This window comes from Chryseobacterium sp. FH1, assembly GCF_000735135.1.
Taxonomy (GTDB): Bacteria; Bacteroidota; Bacteroidia; order Flavobacteriales; family Weeksellaceae; genus Epilithonimonas.
The window spans coordinates 183,611-206,187 of sequence record NZ_JPLZ01000002.1; the positions used below are offsets into that span (position 1 = coordinate 183,611).

The 22,577-nt window shown below is 36.3% G+C and carries 25 protein-coding genes; 12 read left to right on the forward strand and 13 right to left on the reverse strand.

Annotated features, from left to right (window positions below):
- Nucleotides 1-165 precede the first annotated feature (165 nt).
- The 5 genes from IO90_RS02100 to rsfS all read right to left on the reverse strand — a co-directional run bounded on the left by IO90_RS02100 (nt 166) and on the right by rsfS (nt 4,780).
- On the reverse strand, nt 166-819 hold the full coding sequence (locus IO90_RS02100; RefSeq protein WP_034963461.1) for a phosphatidylserine decarboxylase family protein: 654 nt from the start codon (nt 817-819) through the stop codon (nt 166-168).
- 6 nt (nt 820-825) lie between these two features.
- Nucleotides 826-1,701: a phosphatidate cytidylyltransferase gene (locus IO90_RS02105; protein WP_034963463.1), complete on the reverse strand. Its 876-nt coding sequence runs from the start codon at nt 1,699-1,701 to the stop codon at nt 826-828.
- A 9-nt stretch (nt 1,702-1,710) separates the two neighbouring features.
- Nucleotides 1,711-2,289 carry an LUD domain-containing protein gene (locus IO90_RS02110; protein WP_034963465.1) on the reverse strand — a complete coding sequence of 193 codons (579 nt, stop codon included), beginning with the start codon at nt 2,287-2,289 and terminating at the stop codon, nt 1,711-1,713.
- A gap of 127 nt (nt 2,290-2,416) precedes the next feature.
- Nucleotides 2,417-4,378, reverse strand: coding sequence for an ATP-dependent zinc metalloprotease FtsH (ftsH, locus tag IO90_RS02115; protein ID WP_034963467.1), 1,962 nt, complete (start codon nt 4,376-4,378; stop codon nt 2,417-2,419).
- Between the two features lie 39 nt (nt 4,379-4,417).
- Nucleotides 4,418-4,780, reverse strand: a complete 363-nt coding sequence (gene rsfS / locus IO90_RS02120) for a ribosome silencing factor (RefSeq protein WP_034963469.1) — start codon at nt 4,778-4,780, stop codon at nt 4,418-4,420.
- An 88-nt stretch (nt 4,781-4,868) separates the two neighbouring features.
- Here rsfS and IO90_RS02125 point away from each other — a divergent pair, with 88 nt between their 5' ends.
- Nucleotides 4,869-5,579 carry a biotin--[acetyl-CoA-carboxylase] ligase gene (locus IO90_RS02125; protein WP_034963472.1) on the forward strand — a complete coding sequence of 237 codons (711 nt, stop codon included), beginning with the start codon at nt 4,869-4,871 and terminating at the stop codon, nt 5,577-5,579.
- Nucleotides 5,580-5,628: 49 nt separating this feature from the next.
- Here IO90_RS02125 and IO90_RS02130 read toward each other — a convergent pair whose 3' ends face one another.
- From IO90_RS02130 to IO90_RS02150, 5 genes are all read right to left on the reverse strand, one after another.
- Entirely contained in the window at nt 5,629-6,723 is a 1,095-nt protein-coding gene (locus tag IO90_RS02130) for an LptF/LptG family permease (protein WP_034963474.1), read from the reverse strand.
- 72 nt (nt 6,724-6,795) lie between these two features.
- Nucleotides 6,796-7,926 carry a tRNA guanosine(34) transglycosylase Tgt gene (gene tgt, locus IO90_RS02135; protein ID WP_034963476.1) on the reverse strand — a complete coding sequence of 377 codons (1,131 nt, stop codon included), beginning with the start codon at nt 7,924-7,926 and terminating at the stop codon, nt 6,796-6,798.
- 57 nt (nt 7,927-7,983) lie between these two features.
- A complete protein-coding gene (locus IO90_RS02140; RefSeq protein WP_034964213.1) occupies nt 7,984-8,358 on the reverse strand; it encodes a DUF4296 domain-containing protein in 375 nt (124 codons plus the stop codon).
- A 133-nt stretch (nt 8,359-8,491) separates the two neighbouring features.
- Nucleotides 8,492-9,208, reverse strand: coding sequence for a polyprenol monophosphomannose synthase (locus IO90_RS02145; RefSeq protein WP_034963477.1), 717 nt, complete (start codon nt 9,206-9,208; stop codon nt 8,492-8,494).
- Nucleotides 9,209-9,386: 178 nt separating this feature from the next.
- Entirely contained in the window at nt 9,387-10,790 is a 1,404-nt protein-coding gene (locus IO90_RS02150) for a T9SS type A sorting domain-containing protein (protein WP_034963478.1), read from the reverse strand.
- Between the two features lie 206 nt (nt 10,791-10,996).
- Here IO90_RS02150 and IO90_RS02155 point away from each other — a divergent pair, with 206 nt between their 5' ends.
- Nucleotides 10,997-11,824: an alpha/beta hydrolase gene (locus IO90_RS02155; protein ID WP_034963479.1), complete on the forward strand. Its 828-nt coding sequence runs from the start codon at nt 10,997-10,999 to the stop codon at nt 11,822-11,824.
- Nucleotides 11,825-11,833: 9 nt separating this feature from the next.
- Here IO90_RS02155 and IO90_RS02160 read toward each other — a convergent pair whose 3' ends face one another.
- Complete coding sequence (locus IO90_RS02160; RefSeq protein WP_131450803.1) at nt 11,834-12,343, reverse strand: hypothetical protein; 510 nt, start codon at nt 12,341-12,343, stop codon at nt 11,834-11,836.
- Between the two features lie 148 nt (nt 12,344-12,491).
- Between IO90_RS02160 and IO90_RS02165 the strand changes: the two genes are divergently transcribed.
- The 6 genes from IO90_RS02165 to IO90_RS02190 all read left to right on the forward strand — a co-directional run bounded on the left by IO90_RS02165 (nt 12,492) and on the right by IO90_RS02190 (nt 17,201).
- A complete protein-coding gene (locus tag IO90_RS02165) occupies nt 12,492-13,133 on the forward strand; it encodes a DUF4271 domain-containing protein (RefSeq protein ID WP_034963482.1) in 642 nt (213 codons plus the stop codon).
- Between the two features lie 10 nt (nt 13,134-13,143).
- On the forward strand, nt 13,144-13,884 hold the full coding sequence (locus IO90_RS02170; protein ID WP_034963484.1) for a uroporphyrinogen-III synthase: 741 nt from the start codon (nt 13,144-13,146) through the stop codon (nt 13,882-13,884).
- Between the two features lie 203 nt (nt 13,885-14,087).
- Nucleotides 14,088-16,130 (forward strand): S9 family peptidase, encoded by a 2,043-nt coding sequence (locus tag IO90_RS02175; protein WP_034963485.1) that lies wholly within the window; start codon nt 14,088-14,090, stop codon nt 16,128-16,130.
- Between the two features lie 48 nt (nt 16,131-16,178).
- Nucleotides 16,179-16,406 carry a UPF0175 family protein gene (locus tag IO90_RS02180; protein ID WP_034963488.1) on the forward strand — a complete coding sequence of 76 codons (228 nt, stop codon included), beginning with the start codon at nt 16,179-16,181 and terminating at the stop codon, nt 16,404-16,406.
- Nucleotides 16,399-16,854: a DUF3368 domain-containing protein gene (locus tag IO90_RS02185; protein ID WP_034963490.1), complete on the forward strand. Its 456-nt coding sequence runs from the start codon at nt 16,399-16,401 to the stop codon at nt 16,852-16,854. Before IO90_RS02180 ends, IO90_RS02185 begins: the two co-directional genes overlap by 8 nt.
- 2 nt (nt 16,855-16,856) lie before the next feature.
- Complete coding sequence (locus IO90_RS02190) at nt 16,857-17,201, forward strand: hypothetical protein (RefSeq protein WP_274275665.1); 345 nt, start codon at nt 16,857-16,859, stop codon at nt 17,199-17,201.
- Nucleotides 17,202-17,391: 190 nt separating this feature from the next.
- Here the strand turns inward: IO90_RS02190 and IO90_RS02195 are convergent, their stop codons facing one another.
- The gene (locus IO90_RS02195; protein WP_228374634.1) at nt 17,392-17,730 is read right to left on the reverse strand and encodes an SRPBCC domain-containing protein; all 339 of its coding nucleotides are present in this window, start codon (nt 17,728-17,730) and stop codon (nt 17,392-17,394) included.
- A 190-nt stretch (nt 17,731-17,920) separates the two neighbouring features.
- Here IO90_RS02195 and IO90_RS02200 point away from each other — a divergent pair, with 190 nt between their 5' ends.
- Together IO90_RS02200 and IO90_RS02205 are read left to right on the forward strand one after the other, a co-directional pair.
- Nucleotides 17,921-19,462: a sensor histidine kinase gene (locus tag IO90_RS02200; protein ID WP_034963494.1), complete on the forward strand. Its 1,542-nt coding sequence runs from the start codon at nt 17,921-17,923 to the stop codon at nt 19,460-19,462.
- A 92-nt stretch (nt 19,463-19,554) separates the two neighbouring features.
- Nucleotides 19,555-20,247, forward strand: a complete 693-nt coding sequence (locus tag IO90_RS02205; RefSeq protein ID WP_034963495.1) for a response regulator transcription factor — start codon at nt 19,555-19,557, stop codon at nt 20,245-20,247.
- 60 nt (nt 20,248-20,307) lie between these two features.
- Here the strand turns inward: IO90_RS02205 and IO90_RS02210 are convergent, their stop codons facing one another.
- On the reverse strand, nt 20,308-21,102 hold the full coding sequence (locus tag IO90_RS02210) for a murein L,D-transpeptidase catalytic domain family protein (protein ID WP_034963497.1): 795 nt from the start codon (nt 21,100-21,102) through the stop codon (nt 20,308-20,310).
- A gap of 247 nt (nt 21,103-21,349) precedes the next feature.
- Between IO90_RS02210 and IO90_RS02215 the strand changes: the two genes are divergently transcribed.
- Both IO90_RS02215 and IO90_RS02220 read left to right on the forward strand, forming a co-directional pair.
- Complete coding sequence (locus IO90_RS02215) at nt 21,350-22,111, forward strand: amidohydrolase (protein WP_034963499.1); 762 nt, start codon at nt 21,350-21,352, stop codon at nt 22,109-22,111.
- A gap of 2 nt (nt 22,112-22,113) precedes the next feature.
- Nucleotides 22,114-22,575 carry a hypothetical protein gene (locus IO90_RS02220; RefSeq protein WP_034963502.1) on the forward strand — a complete coding sequence of 154 codons (462 nt, stop codon included), beginning with the start codon at nt 22,114-22,116 and terminating at the stop codon, nt 22,573-22,575.
- Nucleotides 22,576-22,577: the final 2 nt, after the last annotated feature.

The following is a 22,577-nucleotide window of genomic DNA, read 5'->3' on the forward strand; positions in this document are numbered from 1 at the left end:
AAGTTTGATTTTTAATTATGATTCAAATTTAGAACGCCAAATCTTCATTATGAAAAACATTAGACCGAATGGTAATTATTGTCGACCAAACCGTCAATTCTCAGGATTAAACAAAAAAAGAGACTTATAAATAAGCCTCTTTAAAATTTTATATTAATGTAAAAATTAATCTCTCATTCTTGCAATGACATCAATCCCTCCTTTTGTCTTGTCGCCGATTTTGCAAAGGATTTCTGTGTCCAGCGGTAGGAAAACATCCATTCTGGAACCGAACTTAATAAATCCAAATTCGTGACCAGCTTTCGCTTCGTCCTGAACATTACAATAGAAAACAATCCTTCTTGCCACATAACCTGCAATTTGACGGAAAACCACTTGATGATTCGTCAAACTTTTCACAGCAACCGTCGTTCTTTCGTTTTCAGTTGAAGATTTCTCGTGCCAAGCCACCAAATATTTTCCTGGATGGTATTTTTTATAAATCACATCGCCACTTACAGGATAACGGCAAATATGAACATTAAGCGGTGACATAAATATCGAAACCTGAATACATTTGTCTTTGATGAATTCATCCTCAACGACTTCCTTTATCATTACCACTTTTCCGTCAACCGGCGCAACCACATTTTCTGTATGATCCAAAATTGCTCTCGTAGGAACGCGGAAAAACCAGAAAACCAATCCCAACATTATCAACAATGGAATCAGGATTACCAATGCCCACATATGCAGATAATAAATTGAAATCGTGCCAATAAACGCAATGAAAAGTATTGCGACAACCAAGGTTCCTTTTGATTCTTTATGTAATTTCATAGTTTCTTATACTAGTTTTTCTAAAATAAAATATAAATAAACAACCGGCACGCAGATGATAAAACTGTCCAGTCTATCCAAAACGCCACCGTGACCCGGAATGATATTTCCACTGTCTTTAACTGCAAAACTACGTTTTAACTGACTTTCTACCAAATCTCCCAACGGAGCGAAGACTGAAACCAGGAATCCAACCATCATCCAGTTGCCTCTGAGCTCTGGAAAGTATTGCTCTACGAAGAATCCCAAAATCAATGTGAGAACTACACCTCCTGCAAATCCTTCCCAGGTTTTCTTCGGAGAAATCCTCGGTGCCATCTTGTGTTTTCCAAAGAATTTCCCTGTGAGATAGGCAAAAGTATCACTGCTCCAAATCAAAACGAAAAGCATAAAAATCTCCAAAGTGAAAGTTTTGCTTGGGTCCAGCGTGCTGAATTTCGGTAAGCCTAATGAAAATGCAAAAGGTAAAGTGACGTAAACGACCGTGAAAATAAGTTTTCCATTTTCGAAGTAAAGTTCTCGCGAATATTTGAAAAGGGTGACCACAGCAATCGGAATCAAGGCCAAAGCCAATATCTCGCTGAAATTAAAGTCAAAGAAAAAACCGTGGTAAAAAAATCGTTTTGTAAATCGGTAATAGATAATGGCGGCGATCGGGAAAACCAGCCATTTGTAAATGCTGTTGTCAAACTTCATTAGCCTGATACATTCGTACAATCCGACAACAAGGAACAATGTAATCAATCCGTAAAAAAGATACTGCTGTTGTACTTGTGGCAGGAAACTGCTAAAGAGATTTTCGCCAAGTGGCGTGGTGCAAATAGCAATTACGAGAACATAAATGACTCCGGAAATTGTACGCTGAATGAAATTTTTATCCAAAACTGAAATTTAATCTTCCAGCAAAAGTAAGAAAAGTTTGGTATTATCCTTATTAGGTGTGTCTAATTTGGATTGACTTCCACTGATTGAGGTCAGATTTTTAAGATTTCCGGCACGTTTTACTTTCATCATCGCCTCGTTCAGATTATTGGCAATCTGAGAAACATTGGCCATAATGATGATCTTACTCGGTAATCTTGAAGAATGGTAATGAAGAATATTGTTGTGAGAAAGCATAATTCTGCCATCAAAAGCGATCAGATATTCGCAAGTGATAAAAGCAGCGTCGTTTTGTTCCGTTAATTCTGGTGTATATGTCGTTTTGATGACATCCAAGAAGTTTCGAAGATCCTGGTCCCAACAGAACACGTCTTTCACCTGCTCAATCTTAATAATCTGATTGAGCGTCTGCAAAGCCTCAGACTCATCTGCGCAATAATTAAAAAATCCCCCAGAATGCGTGAATAGCTGCGCAAATTTATAATCCAAATCTGCATCACGAAGTTGATCCGCCAGTTTGGTAACATCTGGTTGCTCTTCTTCGGGCTGATTCATTATTTTATTAACGAGTTTTTTGAACAGACTCAATTTTTCTATGCTTTAATTAATACAAATGTAAAAAAATAATTATAATCGGCTAAAAACCAAAACTTTATTTTAACAAAAAATCCTAATCAAGTTAGGATTTTTTGTAGTTTATGATGCTTTGAGTATTTTAACTCTCTGTATTTAAGACGTTTCCAGCATCAGCAGGATTATCAAGACTTGATACAGGTTTTTCTGTCAATTCTGGATCCCAAGCCCGTTTTCCGAAAATCTCTTCAAGATCTTCGCGGAAAATCACTTCTTTTTCTAATAATTTCTGAGCAAGTGCGTCCAATTTGTCTCTGTTTTCTGACAGAATATTAACGGCTCTTGCGTATTGCGTTTCGATCAATTTGGAAATCTCTTCGTCGATCAATTTTGCAGTTTGTTCAGAATATGGTTTTCCAAAGCTGTACTCAGATTGTCCCGAACTGTCGTAGTAAGAAATGTTTCCTACCTTGTCGTTCAGACCGTAGATTGTAACCATCGCCTGAGCTTGTTTCGTCACTCTTTCAAGATCTGATAGCGCACCAGTGGATATGTTGCCAAAAACAACTTGTTCTGCAGCTCTACCGCCAAGTGTGGCACAAACCTCATCCAACATTTGTTGAGTCGTTGTCAATTGTCTCTCTTCCGGAAGATACCAAGCCGCTCCAAGTGAACGTCCTCTTGGAACGATCGTCACTTTCAGAAGTGGCGCTGCGTGCTCTACCAACCAAGAAATTGTAGCGTGACCAGCCTCGTGGAAGGCAACTCTTCTTTTTTCAGAAGGTTTGATGGCTTTATTTTTCTTCTCAAGACCACCGATGATTCTATCAACTGCGTCCAAGAAATCTTGTTTGTTTACAGATTCGTGAGAGTTTCTTGCCGCAATCAATGCCGCTTCATTACAAACATTCGCAATATCAGCACCGCTGAATCCCGGCGTTTGCTTTGCCAAAAACTCTCTATCGATGGAGTCGTCCATTTTAATTTTAGCCAAATGAACTTCGAAGATTTGTTTTCTCTCGTGTAATTCTGGAAGATCCACGTAGATAGAACGGTCAAAACGTCCTGCTCTCATCAATGCTTTGTCCAAAATATCTGCACGGTTTGTAGCCGCCATTACGATTACGTTTACATCCGTACCAAAACCGTCCATTTCTGTAAGCAATTGGTTCAATGTATTTTCACGTTCGTCGTTTCCGCCTTGCATTCCGCCTTTTCCTCTCGCTCTACCAATCGCATCAATCTCATCAATGAAAATAATGGCTGGAGATTTGGCTTTAGCCTGAGCAAAAAGATCTCTTACTCTGGAAGCACCAACCCCTACAAACATCTCAACGAAATCTGAACCTGAAAGTGAGAAAAACGGAACCTTAGCTTCACCAGCAACTGCTTTTGCCAACAAAGTTTTACCTGTTCCCGGAGGTCCAACCAAAAGAACACCTTTTGGAATTTTACCACCAAGTTTAGTATATTTTTCAGAGTTCTTCAAGAAATCTACAACTTCCTGAACTTCCTCTTTTGCGCCTTCCAATCCTGCAACATCTTTGAATGTCACTTGCATTTTATCCTTTTCGTCAAATAATTTTGCTTTGGATTTACCTATGCTGAAGATCTGTCCGCCAGGTCCGCCAGCGCCACCGCCCATTTTTCTAAAAATGAAGAAATATAGTAAAGCGAAAAGTCCACCCCAAAGTGCTAAGGTGAATAGCAATTCAGAGAAACCACTTTGGCTTTTACCAAATTCCATCCTAGCTTTGGTTGGCAAATTGGCATTGATACTTTCGAATCTCTCTTGGAAATAACGAAGATCACCATAAGTCAAAACAAAATCCGGACTCGGTTTGATGTTGATCACAGAAAGAGGATCATCTTTTTTTGCTCCTTTCTGCAATTCTGCCTTCGCCGCTTTCGTAAGGTAAACATCGGCTTTGAAGTTGTCTCTATAGACCATCACTTCGCCCACTTTCCCTTTTTCTACATAATCGTAAAATTCTTTCTCATCAATGTTTTTTACCATAGAATCTCCAAGAAGTCCTGGAAGAAATATAAGTAAAATAAGTCCCAGTATAACGGGTATAAACCAATTGAATCCTTTGTTATTCATTCTTATTTTTTAAATATTGATGATGCAAAATTGCATCTTTTAACTTTCTACTTTCGTGATTTTTGCATCACCCCAAAGCTCTTCGATATCGTAATATTCGCGGATCTCTTTTTGGAAAATGTGTACCACCACAGAAACGTAATCCACCAAAACCCACATCGAGTTCTCAGTCCCTTCTACGTGCCAAGGTCTGTCATTGAGGTCGTTTCTTACATTTTTTTGGATATTGCCTGCAATTGCGGAAACCTGCGTGTTCGAGTTTCCACTGCAGATGATAAAAGTTTCTGCTGCTGCGTTTTCTATGCCTGTTAAATCGAAGACTAAAATATCTTCACCTTTTGTATCTTGAATCGATTCTACGATCTTATCGATTAATAATTGTTTTTCTGTAATTTTACTCATTAAAAAAATTGTCTAATTTGCAAATTTATTGATTTTAATCTATTTATCTTTTGTTTCTGACTTTTATTATCTCTTAAAGTTTTCATAAATGAGCCAAATTTTCCACTTAGAAAATTGTTTTTCTACCAACGACGAAATTTTATCCCTTTTAAATGAAGACGAACCAACTGCTGTTTTTACTTTTAATCAAACAAAAGGTCGTGGACAGTATGGGAATATTTGGAAGGTGAATCCCAATCAAAATCTGGCTTATTCTATCGCCATCAAAACTTCAAACATCCGTATTTTCGATACATTCGTCAATTATTATACCGCGATCATCGTCCGAGATTTTCTTGCCAATCTGACCAATGCAAGCTGTAAAATAAAATGGCCAAACGACATTATACTAAATGGAAAAAAAGTCTGTGGCATTCTCATCGAGAAGAAAAAAGTTGAGAATGTGGAATATTACATCCTTGGAATTGGGATCAATGTGCTTCAAACCGATTTCTCAAATCTCCCAAAAGCCGGCTCTGTATTGACTGCCACAGAGTTAAGTTTTGATTTGAAGGAATTCGCCCATCAGTTCCATCAATATTTGATTTCAAGGATACAGGACATCAATCCAGAAGAAGAAATCCTGAATATCTATAACCAATCGCTCTTCCGAAAAGACGAAATCTCTGTTTTTCAGAAAAATGATTTGCGCCAAAATGGCATTATCAAAAATGCTGACAAAAATGGTTTTCTCTGGATTGATCTGGAAAATGAAGGCTTGCAAAAGTTCTTCCACAAGGAGATTGAACTTCTATATTGAATTCGGAAATTTTCCTATTGAACAGATTTTATAATTCTCGATTATGAAATTACTGATTCGCTCTTTTGATGTAAAGATAAGCGGCAATAGGCGCAAAAACGATGTTCGGAAGCCACATTGCCAAGAGTGGTGTCAAGGTTTTGTTCTCGGAAACCACATTTAAAACTTGGAATGAAAAGACAAACAAAAACGCCAAAGCAATTCCTAATGCGAGATTAAGTCCCAATCCGCCACGTTTTTTCTGTGATGATAATGAGAGTCCGAGAAACGTCAAAATAATAATGGAAACAGGCATTGAGGTTCTTTGATAAAGCTCATTGTAAAAGGAAGTTACGTTGTTGTTTCCTTTCATTTTTTCCCGCTCGATCATCGTCAGCAACTCGGGCGTGGTTTTGTTTTGAGCCACCAATTTGTCCGGAAACAATTCCGAAGGTGGCAACTTGAAATCCTGAATCTTCGTTGTTCCGCTTCCAAGGATTTCGGTGTCATTTTTTCCAGCCGTTCGTTCTGTATAATTATTAACAACAAAATGCTTTTTCTTCGCTTCCCACTGGATATCCATCGCCGAGATTTGATAAATAAGCTTTTTGTTTTTGTCAAATTTTTGGTACATATAGCCAGTTCCGCGATTTTCCTTCTTGTTGTAGCTGTTCACAAAAATGTAGTCGGTTGGACTGATGTTTGACGCGATGGTCATATTCCCAAGAAGTTTTTCTCGGTTCATACTGTTGTAAGTATAAGGTTCGAGGATATTTTTCTTGATGTTGGACCAAGGCAAAATGAAATGATTGACCGCCAAAGTCATTATAAATATCAAAATCGATGTGATCAAATATGGTCTTGCAAACCTGTGGAAACTCGCCCCACTGCTGATGACGGCAACAATCTCCGTGTTATTCGCCATTCTGGACGTGAAGAAAATCACCGTGATAAAAACCAGAATCGACATAAAGGTCAGAATCAAATTCAGGATCCAGAACGGATAAAAATTGAGCAAGAAATAACCAACCGTAAATCCATTGCTCTCGATCCTCGGCGTTTTTGCCTGCACATCCACAACCATAATGATGATAGACAAAAGCGCCAACATAAAAATGAGGGTTCCCAAATATTTTTTGATGACGTAAAGGTCTATGATTTTCATCGAGTTATAATTGATAAATGATGATTGATAATTGATTTTCGCTTGATTCTTTTTACTTTTTTCTTAAGTCTTCTAAAGCCTTGTCTTCAACTGTGGAATGATTGAATCTTTCCATTGATAGAAGTCGCCTGCAACGATATGTTCTCTCGCAACTTTCACCAAATCAAGATAAAATGCCAAATTATGGATTGATGCAATCTGCTTTGCCAAATATTCCTTGGAAACGAAAAGGTGACGCACGTAAGCCTTGCTGTAAGCGCTGTCCACAAAACTCGTCCCAAACTCATCAAGCGGGGAGAAATCTTCTTTCCAACGTTCGTTTTTCATATTCATCACACCTTGCCAAGTGAAGAGCATTGCGTTTCTCGCATTTCTGGTCGGCATTACGCAATCCATCATATCCACGCCAAAACCAATACTTTCCAGAATATTCCAAGGTGTTCCAACGCCCATCAAATATCTTGGTTTGTCTTTCGGGAGAATGTCCGTCACTTCATTTGTGATCCTGTACATTTCCGGTTCTGGCTCGCCAACGGAAAGTCCACCGATTGCGTTACCTTCTGCACCAGCCTCTGAAATCACCTCAGCAGAAATTTTCCTTAAATCTGAATAACAAGAACCTTGGACAATTGGGAACAATCGTTGTTTATGACCGTACAATTCTTTATTTTCCTCAGTCCAAGTGATGCATCTTTTCAACCAACGGTGCGTAAGCTCCATTGATGTTTTTACAGCGTTATAGTCGCTTGGATAAGCAATACACTCATCAAAAGCCATAAAAATATCCGCACCAATCTGTCTTTGGATTTGCATCGAAACTTCCGGCGACATAAAATGCAAACTCCCGTCGATATGTGATTTAAACTTCACGCCTTCTTCCGTGATTTTTCTACTTTTTGCTAACGAAAAAACCTGATAACCACCGGAGTCTGTCAAAATTGGCAAATCCCAATTCATAAATTGGTGAAGTCCGCCCGCTTTTTCCATAATGTCCATCGTCGGACGTAGCATCAAATGGTAGGTATTTCCTAAGATGATCTGCGCTTTGATGTCTTCTTTAAGTTCTCTCTGGTGAACGGTTTTCACAGAGGCAACCGTTCCAACTGGCATAAAAATCGGGGTTTGGATCTGTCCGTGGTCAGTATTGATAACTCCAGCTCTAGCTTTTGATTCTGAAGTTTTTTCGATTTCAAAAAATTTCATTCTTATGATTTTTAATCCTTTTTCGATGATTCTCGAATGGAAAACCAGACTGCAAATCTATCTTGCTTGTGGCGGAATTCCAGGATTGTCTTTTAATTTTTTATTGATAAAAGCCTCAGCTTTCGGGTCTTTTGCTTTAATAATTTCCTGCGCCTCGTCCAAGATTTCTTTCATTGTCTCTGGCTTGGTCATATAATATTGATAGCTATCCGTGAAAAGCTGGCCTTTGATTTTATATTTTTTCAAGATAAATCTTGTCGCGTTTTCAGAATTGATATTGGTTCCGATGGTGAATTGCTGTTCATTGATTGCAAAGTCAGCGATGATCTCGGACATCTTTTCTTCATCGAGAATATCTTTCGGTTTTTCTATCGCTTCCGTACAGGACAAAACGCTGAAAATCATCATTAAAGAAAAAACAAAATGCTTCATATTAATTTTTCCACCACATAGGCACAATAGATTTTTAGGAAGAAAATTTTCTTCAAAAGTTAAAATAGCTATTTGTCCTTTTTTGCTCATCTCTGATTTGAAATTTCTATGTTTCTATGTGGTTTTTATAATGTTATAATTTTCCGATCAGGTTTTTCCATTTCAAATTCAGAACACCAAAAATTGCTTCCTGGATGATTCCGCCGTTCATTTTGCTCACGCCTTCTGTCCTGTCTGTAAATATAATCGGCACTTCCACGATCTTCAGATCTTTCTTGAAAACGCGATATTTCATTTCAACCTGGAAACCGTAACCTTTCAATTTGATCTTATCGAGACCAATTGCGATCAAGGTTTCTTTTTTAAAACAAACAAATCCCGCCGTCGTATCGTGAATTGGAAGTCCGAGGACAAATCTTACATATTTCGACGCAAAATAAGACAACAAAACCCTTCCCATTGGCCAGTTCACCACATTTACACCTTGAGAATATCTGGAACCAACGGCCATATCTGCCGATTTGCAAGCTTCGAAAAGTCTTATCAAATCTTTTGGATTGTGCGAAAAATCGGCATCCATTTCGAAAATGTAATCATATTCGTTGTGAATCGCCCACTGGAAACCGTGAATGTAAGCTTTTCCTAAACCGTCTTTGATCTTTCGAACGGTCAAATGCAATTGAAGCGGAAATTTTTCACGCAGATTTTTGACGATCTCAGCCGTTCCATCGGGCGAAGAATCGTCCACCACCAAAACGTGGAAATCCTGTTCCAAAGCAAAAACAGCCGAAATGATCTTTTCGACGTTCTCTTTTTCGTTGTAGGTGGGAATAATGACAAGTTTCTTCATCCGGCAAATAATCCGCAAAGATAATCTTTAATCGTTAATGTTTATTTGGCGCGGTGGAAATTAACTTTTTTTAATAGAAAAGTGATTAATTCTCTACCAATTAATTTATATTTTTTTAATAATTAGCTGTGGCTTCGTTTAAAGAAAAAATGCCAATTATTGAAATTGGCATTTTAAATTATTTTTTTATAAAAGTTTTTTTAAATGTATTTTTTAATGTCACTATTTCAATGTAGTAAGTTCCCGACACCAAATTCCTTACATCTATTTTTTGATTATCTTTTTTATGTTTTACTGTTCTTCCAGATACATCGGCAATTCTCACGGAGAAATTAGATTCTTGAATTCCATCAAATATCAAAAAGTCATTTGTGGGATTAGGATAAACTCTCAAGTATGATGTTTTTGTATCATTAGTACTCAATTGATTATCTCCTTTAAATCCAACTATTGATAATCTGGAATTACCATCAGTCCCAGGAACTAAGCCCAAGCAAATCAATCTATTATTTGACTGAACAAAACCGTCTGAAAAAATCTGAAAAGAATCCTCCCTCTTAATTCCATTTTGGTTGAACGACGCATCAAGACCTGAATTATTAATTCTACTTACATAAGCGCCATTTCCCATCCCCACCAAATAAATTTCGTTATTATTCCTGAATGAGTAGGAATAATATACATTAGTTGATGTGTATGTAAAAGATCCTGTATTGTTGAAACTGATATCTTGCGTTCCGTTACTTTTAAGTTTTACTAATTTTTTGGTATCGTTAGAGTTGCTTGCTGATTTGGCAAGAAATAGATTAATGTTTCCATTTTCATCAATATTTGCAACATTTCCACTGGGAAGATAAAATTCACTATCAATTTCGAATACACCATTATTAGCAAATGAAGTATCCTTGGTTCCGTCCAAATTATACTGTACGAGAGCACTAAAATTATTAAAGACTGTAGGAACAACGCCCAAAATTTTGTCGTTTGAAAGTTTAGTATAACTTAAAGCATTATCTAATGTTAAAATTCCTGCCGTACCAAATACACTGTCAATACTTCCATTGAGATCAAAACGATAGACATTCGTTTTTTTATTATTGACATCTAATAGATTTATGTAGATTTTATTCTGATACAATTCTACTTTCCCATATCTCAAACCACTGGTAATTGACGTTTTCCCCTGGACTCCAAAACTACTATCTATTATTCCAGATGGTGTGTAGCGTTTCAAAAACCAGTCTTGTGTGTTATTTGCATTTTCCAATAGGTAGATATAGCCATTCTTATCAATCCTGAAACTATCCTGCGCATAATTCTGAGAAGTAATCTGTCCCAAATTCCCGAATGTCGTATCTAAAACCCCCTCAGAGTTGTATTTATTAATGCTATAAGATAAAGGAAAATATCCTGTTAGATAGACTACAAAAAAGCTGTCATCCAAATTTTTGTATAAACTTCCCGATCCCGCAGAAATTAGAACACTGCCATTATTAGCAAAGTTTGAATCAATATTGATATTCCCTTTTTGAGAAAAAAGCAAAGTTGAGACAAGTAAAAGAATAAAATAAATTTTCTTCATAATAATTTTTATAATACATATTAGATTACAAAATTATGTATTTGTATCTACATATTTACATTTCGATTCTTAACATTAATTTAGTCAATTATTATCCCCAAATACGTCTCTACTTCTCAAACTAAATTAAAAAGTGATTGTCCTCAAGACGACATAAAATCTAAAAACTCATATTACTCGTATCTAATCTTATCAATAAAATTGAAATGCAAAAACCAATTACAACATTCCTTCTTATAGCTTTAATGACAATCAGTTGCAGACCAACAAGGATTTACAAAGATATTTCCTACACCAAAAACCATAAAGGAGAAGATGTAAAACTGAATATTTTCACACCGAAAACCAGCAAGGACAAAAACTTTCCAATCCTCATTTTTATTTATGGAGGCAACTGGAACACCGGAAATAAAAACAAATACAATCTTCTCGGGAGAAACTTTGCCCGTAAAAATATGGTGGTCGTGATTCCAGATTACACTTTGAGTCCTAATGCCGATGTGAATGAAATGACCAAGGAAATTGCGTCAGCCATTCAATTCACAAAAGTCAATGCGCAAAAATATCACGGAAATCCAGAACGAATTTTCATCTCAGGTCATTCCGCAGGCGGGCAATTATCAACTTCCGCGGTGATGAATCCCAAATATGGAATTCCAGAGAAAACGATTTCGGGAATCATCTTAATTGATGGTGCTGGGATTGATATGAAAAATTATCTCGAAAAATATCCGCCAACTTCAGCAGATAATTACGATATCACGTGGAGCAAAGACCCTGAAATATGGAAACAAGCGTCGTCCATCTATTTCATTAATGAGAAAACGCCACCTTTTATAATCTATGTAGGCAAGAAAACTTATCCTTCCATAAAAGTCGCAAATGAAAATTTTTTGAAAGCATTGAAACCTTTCCAGCCAGATGTGAAATCAATTATTCTCAATAAAAAACACGTTCCGATGGTCTTGCAATATTTTTTACCTTGGAGCAATAGGTTTGATGAAGCTGTCAATTTTATGGATAGTGTGAAATAATTTTCCCATTTAAAATCCAAGCACCAAAAAGAATAGGATGAAATAAACCATAAATGTGATCTCAAAAAACTTCATTTTATATCTATAGATTGCAATGGTGTTGATTATCAAAAGAAAAAGACAGAATAAGGCAAAGAAAAACTTTGTAAAGGATTTGATGTTGTAATAGAACAAATCCCTCCATTTCGATTTCGACTCTAGGGCAATGTAAAATTTATCTTCCTCACTTTCTAAGGTTTCGCTTTCATTAATATAGAAAGTCAGTTTTTTATTGATGGAAGTATTCAAGATCGCTTGGTCATCTTTGAAATACGAAAGCATCCCGTTTCCTGAATTGTAAAAAACACCAGGATATTCCTTGGTCTTGAACATAAAATAAGCAACTCTGTTTCCGCTTTTCCTAACTTCGGTTACCGTTGCGCTGACTTGTTTTAAAGCATTATTCGAAATGAGAATTTTCCCAGGAATATAAAATATGCCGACGACAGACATTAATATGACAAAGGTTTTGAGGCTCATTTTGATTGCGCAAAGTTTTAATCGAATTAAAAATAGAAATAATATCGATGAGAATTAGGATTTCCCTTGAAAAATTATCTGAATGATTTAATAAACAAAATAAACCGATAACAATTTCTAATTCTTATTTTTGCAAAAAATTTGAAGCTTGGTAAGAATAGCAGAACATAACGATTGGGTGGTATATTGTATTCTCGGGAGTATTTTTGCCTATATCATCGTGCTTTCTGTTTTCAACCGAGATGCTAACATCAAGGATTTTCTTTTGCAAAAGATAGAAGACTCCAATAATCTCCTGCCATCTTGGGCGATTATTTCCATCGTGAGAGCGGTGATGATTTCTTTACTTTTATCTCAATTTGTACCGGTCGTTCCAAGGTTTATTTCTCATGTTCAGCTATTTGGATTTCAACTAAATAAATTTGGATTTACATTTTTAGCAGTCGTTTCTTTTGACATGATCAAAAATTTGCTCACGTTTCTTTTCTACAACAGTGTTGGCGATGGCAAAAATCTGAAAGGTCTGGCTCTGATTTCCAGCAAGTTTTTTTTCCTAGAGTCCATCGGATTGATTGTCGCAGGATTTGCACTTTACTATTATCCATTGGATTTGGTACGATATTTTTATGTCATCATTTTCGTATTAATCTCATTATTCGTATTAAAAAACTTGATCTATATTTTTCACAATCAAGCTATTTTGCCAGAAAAATGGTATTATAAATTTTTGTATATTTGCACGCTTCAAATAGTACCCGTTTTGGTACTTTGGAAGTTCTTGTTTTATTAAACATTTTAAGATGAAAATCAAATCTATTCTTGTTTCACAACCCGCTCCTAATGAATCATCTCCTTACTTGGAGATTGCAAAAAAAGAGAAAATCAAAATTGATTTCCGTCCTTTTATTCACGTTCAAGGGGTGGATGCGAAAGAACTCAGAACGCAGAAAATCGACCTTACTCAGTACACAGGCATCATTTTCACAAGCAAAAACGCGATCGATCATTATTTTCGTCTTGCGGAAGAAATGAGATTTACAGTGCCGGATTCTATGCGCTACATCTGCCAGTCTGAGGCAATTGCCAACTATCTGCAGAAACATATCGTTTACAGAAAAAGAAAGATCAGCTTCGGCGAGAAGACTTTTTCCGACTTGGCACCATTGTTCAAAAAACATCCTTCAGAAAAGTATCTTCTGCCATCATCTGATATTTTGACACCAGAAGTTCCAAAAGTTTTGGATTCTTCGAACATCGAATGGACAAGAGCAGTAATGTACAAAACAGTTGCCAGCGACTTGACCGATATCAACATCGACGATTACGAAATGTTGGTGTTCTTCAGTCCGCAAGGAATCAAGTCGTTGAAGATCAACTTCCCAGATTTTGAACAGAAAGAAACGAAGATTGCCGTTTTCGGAACCACAACTCAGGCGGCCGCAGAAGAAGCTGGATTGACGGTCAACGTAATGGCTCCAACGAAAGAAACACCATCTATGACAATGGCGATAGAAAAATACATCAAAAGCATCAATAAGTAATTACTGATAACATAAATCAAAGCCGTCCCGAAATTTTCGGGATGGTTTTTTGTTTAAATTTGTTAAACGGTAAGTTATTTAATAAAAATAATTTCTCGCAGATTTTGCAAATTTAGCAGATCATTTTTCCAAATTAAAATCTGCTGGATCTGCCGAATCTGCGAGAAAATTTAAGTATAGCTTAGTTAAAATTACCTTAAAAAATGAACGCTCCAAAAGCAAAAAAAATAGAAAAACTTCTCGAAATTCACAACGACCAAAGGAACGACCCTTATTTCTGGATGAATGAAAGAGAAAATCCCGAAGTCATCAAATATCTGGAGGAAGAAAATGCCTACACAGATTTTGTGATGAAGGAAACGGAAGACCTACAGAATGACCTTTACGAGGAAATGAAATCCCGCTACAAAAAAGATGACGAATCTCTGCCTTATTTTTTCAATCAATATTGGTACATCGTAAGATATGAGGATGGGAAAGAATATCCGATTTTCTCAAGAAAGTTTCAAACCTTGGAGAATGAAGAAGAGATTCTTTTGGATGCGAATGTTTTGGCTGAAGGAAAGGAATATTTCGATATTGGGAGCATTTCTATCAGCGTTAATAATGACATTCTATCTTTTTCAACGGATGTTGTCGGGAGAAGAATTTATAAGATTTTCTTCAAGAATATAAAAACCGGCGAAATTTTCGGAGACGAAATTGACAACACGACCGGAAAAGCGGTGTGGTCCAATGATAACAATTATGTCTTTTACATTAGAAAAGATGAAAGTCTGAGAGCTTTTCAAATCCATCGCCACGAGTTGGGAACTGAAACTGAAAAAGATGTTTTGATTTTCCACGAGGAAGATGAGACTTTTGACGTTAATGTTTATAAAACCAAGACTTTAGATTACATTTTCATCTCTTCATCAAGCACAAATGAAGACGAGCACAGATTTATTCCTTCCAATGATGTCTTTGCGGATTGGAAAATCATTCAGGAACGAACTGAGGATTTGGAATATTCTGTGGAGCATTATCAAGATGACTTTTACATCATTACGAATGCAGATGATTCGACCAACTTTAAAATTGTAAAGACGAAAGTAGAGAATCCATCAATTGAAAATTGGGAAGATTTTATTCCGCACAGAGAAAATGTACTGTTGGAAGGCTTTGAGATTTTCAATGACTATTTCGTTTTGGAAGAACGGGAAAGCGGACTTCTTCAAATCAAAATCATCGAAAGCAAAACCGGAGATTCCCATTATCTGCCATTTTCCGACCCGACTTACACGGCGTACATCGGAACGAATATGGAATTTGACACCGAAAAATTGCGTTTCGGCTACACGTCTTTGACAAAACCCGCTTCGACTTACGAATACGATATGAAAGAAAAAACCACCAAACTCCTGAAAGAACAGGAAGTTTTGGGCGGAAAATTCGACAAAGAAAATTATATCTCAGAGAGAATCTGGGCAACCGCAAGAGATGGAAAGAAAGTTCCGATTTCATTGGTCTATCACAAAGACACACCAAAATCCGAAAACACGCCACTTTTGCTTTACGGTTACGGAAGCTACGGTCACACGGTGGATGCGAGCTTTTCCAGCGTTCGATTGACGCTACTTGACCGACGTTACATCTACGCCATCGCACACATCCGAGGCGGAGAATATCTGGGCAGAGAATGGTACGAAGACGGAAAAATGCTTCAGAAAAAGAATACGTTTTTTGATTTCATTGATTCCACAAAATACTTAATATCAGAAAATTACACGTCGCCAAAGCACCTTTACGCAATGGGCGGAAGTGCCGGCGGACTTTTGGTTGGCGCGGTGATGAATTACAATCCGGAACTTTTCAACGGGATTGTGGCACAAGTTCCTTTCGTGGACGTGGTTTCGACGATGTTGGACGATACAATTCCTTTGACAACCGGGGAATACGACGAATGGGGAAATCCGAATGAAAAGGAATATTATGACTATATGAAATCCTATTCGCCTTACGATAATGTAGAAGCAAAAAATTATCCTAACATATTAATTACCACAGGCTTCCACGATTCTCAAGTTCAATATTGGGAACCCGCAAAATGGACCGCGAAATTGAGAGAATTGAAAACGGATGACAACATTCTGATTTTCAAAACCGACATGAGTTCTGGTCACGGCGGTGCGAGCGGACGATTTGAAAGTTTGAAAGAAATCGCTCTTGAATACGCGTTCCTTTTGAAGATAGAGGATAAATCTTGAGACTCAGTTCCGAATTGCAGTCAAAATAAAAAATTATATATTTGATATATGAAAACCATCACATTAAATATTCCGGATAGTATAGATATTGAAAACCGAGAGCTTGTCATGCATTTGGCATCGAATCTATATGAAAAAGGCAAACTTTCACTCGGCCAAGCTTCGGAATTAGCTGGCCTGACGAAGCGTAGCTTTGCCGAATTATTAAGCCGTTACAATGTTTCGATATTCAATTATCCATCTTCGGACTTGTCAAACGATGTGAAAAATGCATAGAATAATTATTTGTGACACAAGTTGTTTCATTATTCTATCAAAAATTGGGGAACTCGACATCTTACAAAAGTTGTATGGGGAAATCATCACCACACCTGATATTGCAGAAGAATTCGGAGAAATTCTACCAGATTGGGTAAACATCAAATCTGCAGAAAGTCAAAATACCCAAAGAATCTTGGAAACGCAGATTGACAAAGGTGAATCCAGCGCAATAGCTTTGGCTCTGGAGGTGGCAAATAGCACATTGATACTGGATGATTTCAAAGCGCGAAAGATCGCCCAAAATCTTGGACTAGTATTTACGGGGACAATTGGCATTATCATTAAGGCAAAATTAAATGGTGTAATTCCATCCATCAAACCTTTTTTAGAAAAAATAAAAGCGACCGATTTTAGAATTTCATTTGAAATAGAAATCCAAGCTTTGAAAGAAGCAGGAGAATGATTATGAGCGAAGCAGAAATCTGGAAAAAAGTAGAACGTTTTTTCGAAGTTAATTTTCAAACCGAAAAAAACCCGCCAATCGATACCTTACTTTTTATCATTGGTGTTCAGGAATTAGGAAGCGGACAGCAGAAATTCACGAAAGACGATAAGGTCAATCTTTTGCACATCGCGGTTTGCAGATTGTTGGAGCCTTTTGGTTATTATAAATTTACGCATTACGAAGATGGTTGGCCTCACTATGACAAACTCGACGATTTGCCAGAGTTGAAACCAAACGAACAATCGCTCTTGATGAAAAAAGCGATTATTCAGTATTTTCAGGATGAGGAGATTGATTTGGAGTAAGAATTAAAATTATTTCCCCAGCCCTAGAGGGAGTAATTTTAATTCTGTGACAGTAAATCTTCCAACTGATTCAATCCCATTTTGAAGCCTTCTTCAAATCCCATTTCTACAATTTGAGTCAGTTCTTCTTTTGAATTGAAATGCAGATTGAAGGTCATTCTTGTACCTTCATCGATTCCTGTGAAGCCTATTAGCCAAGTGGTTTGTGGTAAGTCGCTTTCACTTTTCCTTTGTCATCAGCGAAAGCATCTGTCCAGGAAATACTTCTGTGTGGCATTATTTCGCCAAAGTTTGCGATTGCAAATTCCTTCTCGCCTTCTGGGCCGACCATTGCGTACAGCCAATTTCCACCTTCTCGGAAATCCATTTTTTCGGTTTCGCATTTCCACGGTTTTGGCGCCCACCATTGGTCTATCAATTCGGATTGGGTAAAATAATCCCAAAGTTCTGTCACGTCTGCATCATAAATCTTAGAAATATAAGCCGTTGCAGAATCTAAATCGGTGTTGAAAATAATCTCTGAATTCATAACGTTATCTATTTTATAAACTTAATCATAAAAAATCACACCAAACTTTTCTTATGGCAACATATTTGATTATTCACAAAAAAATGTTAAATACGTCGATTTTAAGAAAAATTTAATAATTTCAAACGTGATTTTTTATCACGACATTCTTAAAATCAGTAATTTTAACTTTTCAAACTTAAAAATTAATATGAATAACAAATTCATTCCGATTATTTCTGTATTTATGACAATCTCGCTTATCGTTTTTGTTTCTTTGCAGTTGTATTGGATCAAAGAATTGTATACGTCTTTGGAGCAGGATTTCTCCAACAAAGTTTACTCAGCCCTGGAAACTTCAACTCAAAAAGTAAATCAAATCGAGGTAAACAAATACTGGAACGAGACTTATAACAATGTTGGGAAAGAAGTTTTAGCATCATCAAACCAACCTACGAAAACTTACATTCAGCAAAGTTCTGACTCTGCAGATAGAGCTAATATCCTTTTCCAGACCAGCATTGTTGAAAAACAAAACATTCCGGTTTCAGCGAAAGGTGACACACTATTCACTACAAAACTTTACAAGGACGAAGGTCAATTAAAACTGAAAAGAAGCTCGCCAGAACCGTTGACTACCAACCTCAGCAGAGATATTGACAACAATTCTTATCAGATGAAAGAGTTTGCGAGACTCAGCGCAACCAATCTTCCAATCGAAAAACGAGTTGATGGCAAGATCATCGATTCTGTTGTAACTAAAGAATTGAGACTCAAAGGAATTACCACAAAATTCGGTTACGGTGTCATCAATAAAACAAATAAATTGACGACGGTTGCCAACAACATTTATCTAGACCAAAAAGAAAAAACAAATTATACTTATCCGCTTTTCACAGATAGTAAAGACAGAACATTATACACACTCGCGATCGTTTTCCCGAGGAACGATTTCTCTTTGGTGAAACACAATCTGCCGATGCTTTTGGGAACTTTCATCTCGTTGCTGACGATTCTTGGGATTTATATTATCTCCATCAATTATATGATGCGTCAGAAGAAAATTGCGGAAATCAAAACGGATTTCATCAATAATATGTCGCACGAGTTCAAAACGCCTTTGGCAACCATTTCCGTTGCGGCGGATTCTTTGGCAAACGACCTGATCGCAACCAATCCCGATAAAGTGAAATATTACTCCGGATTGATAAAACAGGAAAATATCCGAATGAAAAAACAGGTAGAAACGGTTCTGAATATGTCCAAACTGGAACGAAACGAAATGCCGTTGCACCTGAAAGAAACCAACGTGAGACAACTGATAAAGAATGTTGCAGAATCTTTCCGATTGATTGTGGATGAGCGAAAAGGAAGCTTGACGACAGATTTTAATGCGACAAAATATAATTTCTTGGTGGATGAGTTTCACATCTCAAATGCACTGATCAATCTTCTTGACAACGCCAACAAATATTCACCAGAAACGCCGGAAATTAAGGTAAGCACAAGAAATGAAGGCAACTTCTACGTCATCGAAATATCTGACAAAGGAATGGGAATGGATGCAACGAATAAAACCAAAATTTTCGAAAAATTCTTCCGAGAAGAAACAGGAAATATCCACAACGTAAAAGGGCAAGGTCTTGGATTGTCTTACGTGAAGAAAATCATTGAAATCCATAAAGGACAAATTTCCGTAGATTCTCATAAAGGGAAAGGAAGTACATTTACCATCAAGTTACCAATGGTTTAAAATATAAATAATAAATGGTGGTTGATAAGCGATTCTGAAAATCAATTATCATTTATCTCTAATCAATTATTAATCAAAGTAAAATTAAAAATATGAGTAATAGAATATTATTAGTAGAAGACGACCAGAGTTTTGGTGCAGTTCTGAAAGATTATTTGACGATAAACAACTTCGAGGTTACCTTGGCAACCGATGGAGAAATGGGACTGAAAGAGTTTACAGAGAAAGAATTTGACATCTGTATCTTCGACGTGATGATGCCGAAAAAAGACGGATTTTCATTAGCAGAAGATGTGAAGAAAATTGATAAAAACACACCAATCATCTTCTTGACAGCAAGAAATATGCGTGAAGACATCTTAAAAGGTTATCAACTTGGCGCAGACGATTATATCACAAAACCATTTGATACTGAACTACTTCTATACAAAATCAAAGCTATTCTACAAAGAAGTGCTGTGTTGGAAAATGAAGACCAAGAGCAATTCAAAATCAGTAATATTTTCTTTGATTCTATGTTGAGACAACTTCGCGTTGGAGAGAATGAATATAAATTGTCTCCAAAAGAAAACGAACTACTGAAGTTGCTTTGCATCCACAGAAACGACTTTATGCCGAGAGATTTGGCACTAAGAAAAATCTGGAAAAAAGAGAATTACTTCACGGCAAGAAGTATGGATGTCTATATCGCAAAATTGAGAAAACTGTTGAAAGAAGATGACGGATTGGAAATCATCAACGTACACGGAGAAGGTTTCCGTTTGTTGGTTAAAAATCCACAGTAAAATATAAAATCCCTTCAGAAGTTCTGAAGGGATTTTTGTTTCTATTAAATTTTATTACAATTAATTCGTCGCCATTTTCTGCTCAGTAGAATTCAGAATCTGGTCTTTTTGTTCGCTGTTTTTCAACCATTCCGAACTTGAAAGATAATTCTGGTCCGGATAATAGATGAACAAACAAGTTCTGTCTTTTATCGTATTGATGATTGGTTGCGCCAATTCTCTCGGCACTGCCGGACAACCCCAACTTCTACCCAATCGCTTTTCAGCTTTGATAAAATCTTCGCTCACATAATTTGCGCCGTGCATCACGATGCATCTTTCCAGCGCCGCGTCGTTGTAACCTTTGTCAACTCCGAATAGTCTTAGCGAATAGCCGTTATCACCATTGTAAGTTTGCTCTGTGATGTAGAATCCGAGACTTGACTGGTGCGAATCCTCCGTGTTGGAAAAATTCATTGCGAACTCTTCGCCTGTTCCCTTTCCGTGCGCTACCAAGGAATTGAACAATAATTTTTTCTCATCAGTATCGATCACCCAAAGGCGCTTCTTGTTGGAAGAAAGGCTGAAGTCACAAACTGAAAGCAAATGCGCTGTTGGTTGCAGTTTGCCAGATTTTTTCAAATTTTGGAATCCTAAAAATGCTTTTTCAAAGACTTCAAAATTCAATTTTTCTCCTTCAAACTGTAGGTTTTTGTACACTTCTTCTGCTTCGTTCACTGGTGAGAAATTCTTCTTAGGACTTAGTTTTGTTTCTTTTACGACTTTTTTTGATTGAGAATGATTCTCAGAATTGGATGGATAAAATGAAGTGGCAATCAAATAAAACAGGCCTAATAACAATTGGAATTTCTTCATAAATTAATAATATTTTTTATTTTTTTAGTGGTGCAAAATTACAATTATATCATTTTCAATAAGTTAATATGACCGTTTTTAACAATTCTTTAGGATAGTTTAACTTAATAAGGGATTTTTGCAGGTGATTTTATTAAGACTTTGTTATGATAATCTTTCATTAAAAATTTTAATGAAAGATTAAAGTCTACCATTAATCATAAAAACGAATTTTAAATTAATAAATTGCATTATAAATATTTAAGAAATGTCAACACTCAAAATCGCAGGTCTAAATCTAGACATCGTCTGGAAAAATAAAGAAGAGAATTTCAGAATGATTGAGAATGAATTTTCAACGATTGAAGCCGATATTTTCCTACTTCCAGAAATGTTTTCCACCGGATTTTGTATGGAGGCTGATGAAGTTGCAGACCGAAATAATGAATCATCGACCTGGATGAAATCTTTTGCAAAATCAAAAAACTCAGCAGTTGCAGGAAGCGTTTCTGTGGAAGACGATGGTAAATTTTACAACCGTTTTTATTTCGTTTTCCCGGATGGCAATTTTGAATATTATGATAAGAGACATTTGTTTTCCTACTCTGGGGAAGATAAAGTTTACACCGCTGGAACCGAACGCAAAGTTGTAGAATACAAAGGTTTCAGAATTCTATTGCAAGTTTGTTTCGATTTGCGTTTCCCAGTTTTCTCCAGAAATCAAGATGATTATGATGCGATTCTTTATGTTGCGAATTGGCCAAGTTCCAGAGTTGAAGCTTGGAAAGCTCTATTAAAAGCGCGTTCCATCGAGAATCAAGCTTTTCTTTTCGGCTTGAATAGAATTGGAACAGATGGCTATAAAAATGATTATGAAGAAAGTTCATTGGTCTATTTCCCCGATGGAAAAGAAATTTCTGAACGGGAAAATAATGTTATTATTTCTGAGTGGAATTTGGACAAATTAAAGGAATTTCGAAATAAGTTTCCGTTTTTGGCTGAGAGAGATAGGTTTGAAATTGAGCATTAAATATGAAGTATTCTGCGACATCAAAAGATTTTAATTATAAGTTGAAAATATTAATAGCAAAAGAAAAATTATTCTGGTTTTTGACACCTAAAATATTTACAGACAAACCTTTCTGTGGTAGTTATGATAAAGATTCTTTTGATTTGAATTTGAATACTTTTATTCCATCATTAAAACCATTTAGAATAAGAGGTACGTACAAAAAAAACAAATCTAATTATAACATTGAATATGAAATTGATACAACAAAGGCATCGAAAATATTTAGCATAATTGTTATAATTATTTCTTTCTTCGTTTTCAATTTATTAGCTTATTCTGAAACAAAAGAACTGTCAATTGCACCAACTATTCTAATTTTTGGATTTGCTTTGTTTGGAATTGTAATGCGAACCTTAATAATTAATTATTTGAAAAGAAAATTCAGAAAAGAATTTAATTTAGAAAATATTAAACAGATTTAATC